We start from the raw sequence: 6,881 nt of genomic DNA, 5'->3' as shown, positions 1-6,881 counted from the left end.
GGGTCAGAATCTGGGTGCCGTCCATGCCATACCTCCTGTCCATGTGGAGGTCATATCCTGGCCCAGCTCAGGGGGCGAATTCCACACCCAACGACGAAGAGCCGAATATTGGCTGACCATCATCAAGGTTATCAAGGCTCAAAATCCCTGAGCGCTCTATCTCCTGAAAAATTGAATGCAGGTTGTTTCGATCTAGCTGCGTAACTCGCTCAATTTCATAAGGGTCAACGTATATATTTTCGGTTTCTCTGCCTAAGAAATTTAATTCATACTTTGCCCTAGATAAGGAAATTGCAAAAATCTGTTTTGCATCCGGAGAAAGAGAAGCCAGCTTATCTATCGCTGCATTAAATGCTGTTACTTCTTCATCGACATGTTCTGGCTCACGCAGTTCTTCTCCAAAAACTTCAATGTAAAGAGTTTTCAGACTAGAAACTTTACCAACGACTATTCCTGAGGTCACATCGGCTATCGTAGACTGCATTTGATGAACAAAGCGGTCAATATTGCTGTAGATTTCTTCATGCTGCCGCTTTATCTCCTGCAATCTTGAAACAGGGTAAACTTGCTCTTTGTTAGTTTCTATATGATGGTCATAGCACATCAGCATCAAGTTTTCAAAGGATCTACGAGCCTCATTAGACATGCTAGGATTAAAGCGCTCCCCCCCAGGCATCGCTGCTTCAATGTGGCAAATCTGACCAACGAAATTGCCTTCGTTGTTGAACATGGGGTGACAGCATCCTGGATAAGCGCATTGATTACCTGATAAAGAATATAGTCTTCTCAAAGTATCTGATGACGGCTGTAGTCTTTTCGGTGTTTCCATAAGCTTTACCTATCCTTATATGTCCGACGTGGCGCTTCATAACAGGTATTAGATGTCGGGTCCCGTGTGATTAACAACCCGCTTGGTAAATAACTCAGGTCGCCTAGCCTGCCACTCCTTCATCGCCGCGATCGGTGATTGATAATGCAGCGCCTTCTGCGAGATGTGGTGATTGTACAGCAAGCGTAGCGTTTGAGCGTCTGCTCCAGATCCTCGCCTGAGGTATATCGACGGGTGGCCAGCACGTCGCTGATGCGGCCGTTGAGCCGCTCTACTATAACGTTCGTCTGCGGCCTTCCCGATTTGATCAGGCGATGATCGATACCATGGGGCTGGCACTCCTAGCCGAAGAGATGGCGGCCGCTGGGCTTGTGCTCAGCAGCCCGTGTGAAACGATCGGATAATGACTTGCCGTTATCCGTGAGTACCGTTTGAGTTTTGAAGGGGAGCTCTTCCACCCGCTTCATGAGTGCTCCAAAGCACTTCCCCCAGAAACACTTGTATAGGTGCTCGATAGCCGAGCCGGTGTCGTGGCCAGTCAATTAGCCTTCTCACTACCCTTCGTAGCTCGGTGTCAATGACTTGGTGGAAATTGGTACTCTTGGGAAAACACTGCCGAATCAATCTGTTGGTGTTTTCAGTGTTCCCGCGTTGTTCCGAGCAGTAGGCGTCGCACAGGCTGTGTCACCTTGGCGGCAGTAGCCTTTTCCTTGAAGATATTCATGACCACGGTCGCCTTACGCTTGTCGTTCCATCACTTGATTGAGTTGTCGTTACTCATAATGTCCCCCTGATGACTGCGCTTATAATTTGTGCAGTTATAGAGGGGGGGCAATATCCCTCAAGTTCTTCAAAAGGCAGTCTTGCAAAATTTTAATATCAATATTTTTAATTTTCGCCATTTCTATAAGTGCTGGCTGTACGTCTCCAGGCCTTACGGGCAAGTTAGATTTCTTTACAAAAGGGCCATCTGTTTCCGTAAGCAGTCGATCGCTAGGAATCTCGCATAGAATACGACGTCCCTTTAGGGAACTAAGCATCCGCTCATTCACGGAAAAATAACACCCCAACTGAACACCACGCCGCACCTCGGACATAGTTCCTGTGAACCAGTGTAAGACTACTTTCCCACGGTCAGCTGGTAGATATTCCTCGACCAGGTCGAGAACATGCTTCGCAGATCGCACACTGTGCACACTTAGAATTTTATCTCCTGCCTGCGCACAAAGATAAAGAATTGAACGAAAAACTGCCCTTTGCTGCTCAAATGACCGATAGTGACGCGGGCCAGCATCCAAGCCAACCTCTCCGATATATCGCGTTTCGGGAAGGAGCTGCTCAAACAAGCTTAACTCATTCGCTCTCTCCGAAACCAGTTGAGGGTGAAGCCCTAACCCGGCATGTACGAATTCACTATTACTCGCCAACTGCCTGTTTCGCGGGAAAGCTTTGGGAGTAGTGGTAACTGCCAAGGTTGCCGTTTGTCGTGCCTCACACTCCGCGATCGCACCCTTCAGATCAGGATAAAGGTCGAGGTGACAATGAAAATCCACAAATTCAGTACGCATATCATTGACTCGGTTTGGCGGTAACGCCATCAAGCAGTTCGGCCACTTCCAAGATACCCCGTCGGAATACGTCGGCATAGTCAGGCACCTCGGCCGGCGCAGCTGTTAACGGCCCGGGCTTGTGAATCAGAATATTAACTAGTTCTGGCCGATCAGCTAATCGCTTGGCCATGAGCTGAAACGATCTTACATGTTCGCCCTCCGACCTGTCAGTAAAGAGGGTTTGCGCCGCAAGGTCCGAAATGGTGTAAACCGTAGGATCGCTTGACTGGAGTCCAGCCGCTAAGGAGGCGCGACGGATGAGACATGGAACACAGTAGCCACAATGGCGCGGTGACAGTTTCTTGTAACGCGCTTTCGCCGGAGAAGAGCACGACATCGAATTACCAACTACCTCTTTAAGAAAGTCCAGGTCCGTACAGGAGCTCACCATCTCTCCTTTCGTGCTGTGCCGATACCGGTTCAAAAGCGTTGCTTGGATGCCGATACTATCAAGCAACTGGTTTATGCCTGCCATGAAGTGGGGATGTGCCGTTCGCGTACTTAGCGCGCCAAACCTCAGAGGATCTAGCGGAACATTGAGTGCGATCAAACCATTTTCAGGCACATTCACAGTGACCGGCTTCTGGAATGCTGAGGCCGCCAGAGACGCTAGAGCGAAAAACAAAAAAGATCGCCCACGCTGGGTATCCTCGACCTCGCCAGTATCCAGGTGGTTATGATCAAACCCGAGGTGTACCCGAATAGCTTGGGGCTCAACTGAGGGAAACCGTCGCCGTATACGCTCAAGGAGATATGTTTGGGCCTTCGCTGTTTCTCCATCCCAGTAGTGACTGACAAGGAGGGGATACTTACCGTCATTGATAAGATCGATCGCACCAATCAAGCTGTCCAACCCGCCGGAGAATAAACAAACCTCGTCAAAGCCGTCGAGTAAAAAGTTTTCGGTTGGCTTAACTATTGATGACATGTGCTCCGGACGAGCTCGGAAGAAGAGTCGCCAATGGTCACCGGTTAGAAATTTCAAGAGCGATTCAATTCGCCGAGATAACCGCGCCCACAGAGACGGGTCTGAAACCGGCACATAGAGATCGATCTCCCGTGTCCAACCATCCTGAGCGTTAATATTCCTTGACACACGCGTATCACCGGCGTTGACCATAGCGGCGACCAGCACAAGATCTACTGCCTCTTCTGTTGGCTCCAGTCCTAGTGAGGACAGTTGATCGAGTGCGTGCCCAATTCCGAAGTCTATCCTTCGGTCAGCGTTCAGGAAGTCGATCTCATAGTCCGCAGAGTCCCTCTGGATAATCCGAACGTTCGCCTTATCATCGGCACCAAGGCGTCCAATCAGACTAAACCTTTTCATAACGCATCCCCCATAGCTTGCATAAGGTTAAATGCGGCCTCGTACAGGTCGAAAACGAAGTCATCAATCTGTTGACCAGTCACATCTGCCAAGTTAGACCCAAAAGACGAAAACCTGTCCCGAACACAACCCTCTACGAATTCATGTAACATACGCTGCACCCGCTCTACCGAAGTAAGATCGGGCGAGACGCGGATGCTGTTCGTGCCAACCTCGTTCAATATCTTACCCTCAATAGATCGACTAACAACGCCGATAAAGAACTCCTGAAGATCGGCGGGCGTCATGTCGTCAAAATTACCGACGCCCTCGGCTGCCATTGTAGCAATGGTTTCGAGCATCGCATCACGTGCGATCGCCTCATCGATCGTCCCTCCCGGCGGGCACAATGCGTCCGTCAACGCGACGAATACGTCTACGGCTGGCGCACCTGCAAGTCCGTCAAGGTTGAATGGCCTCAATGCCTCTGCAGGCCCTTGTGTAGCAAAAGTGCGCGCGAGACCGGCCAAGCCACCGGCTGTAGCCCGAGAGTTAGACATGCGGCGCGAAGCCCCTCTCCCACCACCACTTGCAGCTACATATCGTCCCGCGCCGCGACGAATAGCCCTGCCGTCAGAGGTTCTGGCTCCCCGCGTAAGGCTTCGACGCGCGTTACCAAGTCCTGCGCCAGCAGATGCTGGCTGTATTGGAGGATAGGTAGTTGATGACACCTCACCGTCACTATCACCACTGCCGTCAGGCGATTCGCCGCCTTCCGGCGCAGCAGGTGGATCATCGACCCAGCTTGGCACCAGCCCGGTCTTTGAGCCGCCAAAAGATCCTGAAGTCCCCATTAGTGTCTCTCCCCACCTTTACCCATTTGCCCCGCCGCCTTGGCCGCGACCTGCAAGGGTTTATTGTCATCCTGTGCAGCCCATTCTGAAAGGAGCGTCTTGAATTCCTCCTTCACATCCTCCGACGACAATGCATTCGTCCACCCTGTTACAGCCCATGGACCAAGTTTGGACACCGGCAGCCCCTTGAGAAAGGCAATAAGGGAAGACTGCAAAAACGCGTGATGCTGACAGATTACTGCGAGACCCAGCGCACCGACTGGCTGCTCACTAAAATCTTCCGCTACAGTGGCTTTGGCTCGCAAGGCATCAAAAAGCTGCTCGGCTTCGGAGCCAGGCAGACGCGCCACCTCCGCAGAAGCCTGCCGCACCTGAAGCGGTGGACCACTGAGCTTAGCGAGTAGCTCATCAAGCTCTCCGAGCGACGTGACCGCGCCGAAAACGCTGCGTCTATCACGAGTTACGAAGACGTATGGCCTAAGATCGTATTCGGCAAGTGGTGGATCGATCCTGGCCCACTGCTTGGCCCACTCCATATTAGGCCAATCTGGTAATTCTGATGCTTCGAAGGCCACGTCGCCCTCTGTATCATCTTTCTTACCTCCCTTAGCATTCTTCGGTTCTTGCCTTTCACCACGGACCACAGCTTCAAGCCCGGCCAGCTCCTCAGAGGCCCCTGTCCCTGCCGAACCTCGCGCAATTGCATCGTAAACCTCCGGCGCAAAGCGTTCCGCCAACATGATTTTCGCCAAAACAGTTGGATTCAGGTCATCGCCAAACCCCCTCTCCTCCGCGATTGCAAGGCGTAACGCCATCGTATTGATAAAACGTTTCACCTGCCGGGGATTGCCGCGCGCACCGTCAGTCAAGATAGGCGCTATCCGGTAAGCAAGGTCGAGTGCCCGCTCTACCGAGAGCGGCACGGCCCCTAGCGCCTCCGCAACTCCGTTGCGATCGAGACCCGGGCCTTTCCATGGGCGCCGCAAAATCTGGCGTGCAAAAGCAACCAACTTCTGAAACTCATCCGACTGCTCACCGCACTCGTTCAGTACAAGTAAAAGGGTGATATAGATACGAGTCTCGGCATACCCTAGAGACGGCAGACGAAACGGAACCTGAATCAGCTTTTCGAGATAGTTTCGCGCATATGTTGCTGGCCCAGCAGCCACCGGAAGATCTGGGAAATGCTGCCTCACAGCATATTCGATCATGCCCTCGTCGGCAGCGATGACGAATGCAGCCTTAGGCACAAATAGGAAGAGGCGAATGGCCTCCAGAGTTTCAATTGCGGTCTCGGGAAGACAGCGATCCAGATCATCTACTAGCACAACCAAGCGATCGATATCAGCGCGGCGCAAAAGCTCCTCAAACTCCTCACGAAACGCATGCATCTGCTGTGGTGCAGTTTCAGGCTCCGCCTCCTTGAGATATTGCCCTGCCTGCTCGACGACTGACCGCAGGTCACCTTGGGTGATCGAGTCAGCCGACTTTCCGATCAGGCTTGACGTAGTGCCGTAAAGTTCCTTCAGCGTGTCCGGATGGGGGACGCCGGTCGCTGCAGTAAAGGCCATGCCACCGACTTTGCGCGCAAGCTTCATCCAGTCGACCCTACGCAAAACCGTTTTTGCCTGGTCAACAACCTGGGTCGACACTGACTGGCGCCGCAGCAGTTCCTCTACAATTGTCTCGATAAGGACTGCTTTTGCGTCCTCGTACCCTTGAAATAGCCATCCATTGAATCTCACGCAAAGGACACGCTCACGGTCGGCAAAAGCCTCCTCTACCATCATCAAAACACTTGACTTTCCAGCGCCCCAGTCACCGTGAACGCCAACTGTTAGCGGTTCGTCTGACTTCTCATTGACTAGGCGCACTACGGTATGTGCAATGGCTTCATAATATAGTAAATCAACAGATGTTTCGTTATCAGCAACAATCATACAGTCCCTTTTGTATAGTTCTTTTTTGTTGTATTTCTCTTGGATTAAGTTATATTTAAGTGCATGGTATGAGGTGTTGTGTGAAGATTATAAGTTATTTTGTTTTTTGATACCTTAAAGCCTGAGATAATAGAATAACTGCAGCAGTTTGGCCAGCACGGTAAGTGCTTATTCAAAATTAATCGCGTATTCAGTGCCATAACCACCAAGTAGGCGGTGTACCTCATCACAGAGGCGATCAACCCGGCTTATTCATGAGGCTGGCTTGAAAATAAAGATGGCGAGGGGTTTCTCTTGTAGAATCAGGATGTTCCAGCCAGAACTTGATTCAAGAGGACCTCT

Annotated in this window: 5 protein-coding genes and 2 pseudogenes; all 7 read right to left on the bottom strand. The window is 51.5% G+C overall.

The window, feature by feature from the left end:
- Positions 1-67: 67 nt before the first annotated feature.
- A complete protein-coding gene (locus ABD654_RS05865; RefSeq protein ID WP_344703212.1) occupies positions 68-730 on the bottom strand; it encodes a hypothetical protein in 663 nt (220 codons plus the stop codon).
- A gap of 147 nt (positions 731-877) precedes the next feature.
- Positions 878-1,302, bottom strand: a pseudogene (locus ABD654_RS05860) (integrase core domain-containing protein); the annotation flags it as partial.
- Positions 1,244-1,504: pseudogene (locus ABD654_RS12185) on the bottom strand (hypothetical protein); the annotation flags it as partial. The pseudogenes ABD654_RS05860 and ABD654_RS12185, both read right to left, overlap by 59 nt.
- Before the next feature lie 143 nt (positions 1,505-1,647).
- Positions 1,648-2,397 (bottom strand): Qat anti-phage system TatD family nuclease QatD, encoded by a 750-nt coding sequence (gene qatD, locus ABD654_RS05855; RefSeq protein ID WP_344703210.1) that lies wholly within the window; start codon positions 2,395-2,397, stop codon positions 1,648-1,650.
- A gap of 1 nt (position 2,398) precedes the next feature.
- Positions 2,399-3,766 (bottom strand): Qat anti-phage system QueC-like protein QatC, encoded by a 1,368-nt coding sequence (gene qatC, locus ABD654_RS05850; RefSeq protein WP_344703208.1) that lies wholly within the window; start codon positions 3,764-3,766, stop codon positions 2,399-2,401.
- A complete protein-coding gene (gene qatB, locus ABD654_RS05845) occupies positions 3,763-4,599 on the bottom strand; it encodes a Qat anti-phage system associated protein QatB (RefSeq protein WP_344703206.1) in 837 nt (278 codons plus the stop codon). Before qatB ends, qatC begins: the two co-directional genes overlap by 4 nt.
- Positions 4,599-6,539 carry a Qat anti-phage system ATPase QatA gene (qatA, locus tag ABD654_RS05840; RefSeq protein WP_344703204.1) on the bottom strand — a complete coding sequence of 647 codons (1,941 nt, stop codon included), beginning with the start codon at positions 6,537-6,539 and terminating at the stop codon, positions 4,599-4,601. The genes qatB and qatA overlap by 1 nt, the downstream gene beginning before the upstream one ends.
- Positions 6,540-6,881: the final 342 nt, after the last annotated feature.

Source organism: Halomonas cibimaris (genome assembly GCF_039537045.1).
Lineage (GTDB): Bacteria > Pseudomonadota > Gammaproteobacteria > Pseudomonadales > Halomonadaceae > Vreelandella > Vreelandella cibimaris.
This window is presented reverse-complemented; position numbering and strand designations above follow the sequence as displayed.